2 protein-coding genes are annotated in these 1,560 nt (G+C 61.2%); both read left to right on the top strand.

The features are described from left to right. The coding region (locus AC2VNK_RS09555; RefSeq protein WP_486883582.1) for an ISAs1 family transposase at positions 1 to 1,029 on the top strand (1,029 nt) is incomplete at its 5' end. Continuing rightward, positions 1,010 to 1,465, top strand: a complete 456-nt coding sequence (locus AC2VNK_RS09550) for an ISAs1 family transposase (RefSeq protein WP_140391020.1) — start codon at positions 1,010 to 1,012, stop codon at positions 1,463 to 1,465. The genes AC2VNK_RS09555 and AC2VNK_RS09550, both read left to right, overlap by 20 nt. Positions 1,466 to 1,560 lie beyond the last annotated feature (95 nt).

Here is a 1,560-nt window from a genome sequence, read left to right as displayed (position 1 = left end):
GCCCGTTTTCTGATCCTGCCCGGAGAATCCTTCCCGAATCTGGCGTCCCGTATTCTGGCGCTGAACCTGCACAGGCTCTCTGCGGACTGGCAATCCGTCTATGGGCATCCCATCGTGCTGGCCGAGACCTTTGTGGAATCCCCCCGTTTTACCGGTGCCTGCTACCGGGCCGCCAACTGGGTGGATGTCGGCGCGACCAAGGGCTTCGCCCGTCGTCCCGGCGGTGGCTATGTCCACCACGGCCAACCCAAACGTCTTCTGCTCTTTCCTCTCCATCCACAGGCGCGGGCCTGGTTGGCCCAGCCGCAGCCCCAACTCGAATGGACCCATACCCCCATGCAAACCGTGACGTTGAGCGATGCGCAAATGGAAGGCTTGCGCCAAATCTTTTTCCGCCTTCCCGATACCCGCAGCAAACTGGGCAAGCAGCATCCCCTCCCGGCCATCCTGACGGTGGCCGTGGCCGCCGTCCTGACGCAGGCCGAAAGTTATGCCGCCATCGCCGAATGGGCCGGTCGGCTGACCCAGGCCCAACTGAAGCGCATCCGCGCCCGATTCGATCCCAAAACCAAACGCTACGTCGCCCCCTCCGAACCGACCATCCGGCGCGTCTTGCAAGGGGCCGATGTGGAGGCGCTGGATGCGGCGATCGGCGCCTGGCTACTGGGTACGGCGGGCTTTGAAGCGGTGGCCGTCGATGGCAAAGTCCTCAAAGGGGCCGTACGTGCAGACGGTGCTCAGGTGCATCTGCTCAGCGCGTTCCTGCATGGACAGGGGGTCACCATCGCGCAAAAACAAATCGCCCGGAAAACCAACGAAATTCCAGAACTGCGCAACCTGCTCCAGGACGTCAACATCGCGGGCAAGGTCGTCACCGCCGATGCCCTGCATACCCAGCGGGAGACCGCCCGCTTCCTCGTCGAAGACAAGAAAGCCGATTATCTCTTCACCGCCGTCAAAGGCAATCAACGCAAACTCCGCGACCGTCTGACGTGCCTCCCTTGGGGCGATTTTCCCCCTCAACGCTGAAACCACAGAGGTCGGGCATGGCCGCTTTGAATACCGCAAAATCATTGTCGCCACCCGGGCAACCGGCCTCCATTTTCCGCATGTCGGACAAGCTTTCCTGATCCAACGCTCCACCATCAACAGCAAAGAGGGCACGATTCGGGATGATTATGCCTTCGGACTCACCAGCCTGACCCCGGATCGTGCCACGCCCGAAAATCTGTTGGGCTTGGCCCGTGGTCACTGGGAAATTGAAAACCGGAACCATCATGTCCGCGATGTGACTTTCCACGAGGACCTCTCCCAAGTCCGTACCCAGAACGGTCCCCATATGATGGCGACCTTGCGCGAACTGGCCATGAGCATTATGCGTCTCACTGGCGTCAAGAATATCGCCAAAGCGTGCCGGGATTTCGCCGCCAGCGCGCACAAAACGCTCCGCCAACTCGGATACTGAGCCGCCACCCTGGGGTTTACCTAACCGGAAATACCTCCGGAGGGCAATCTGCGTCCGCCAGCCACCCCATTCACGATTCTGCACCCGAAATCGCC

This window comes from Acidithiobacillus sp. TH-A35, from assembly GCF_057473505.1.
Note: the sequence above shows the minus strand (reverse complement) of the source record. Positions and strands in the feature narration are given on the sequence as shown.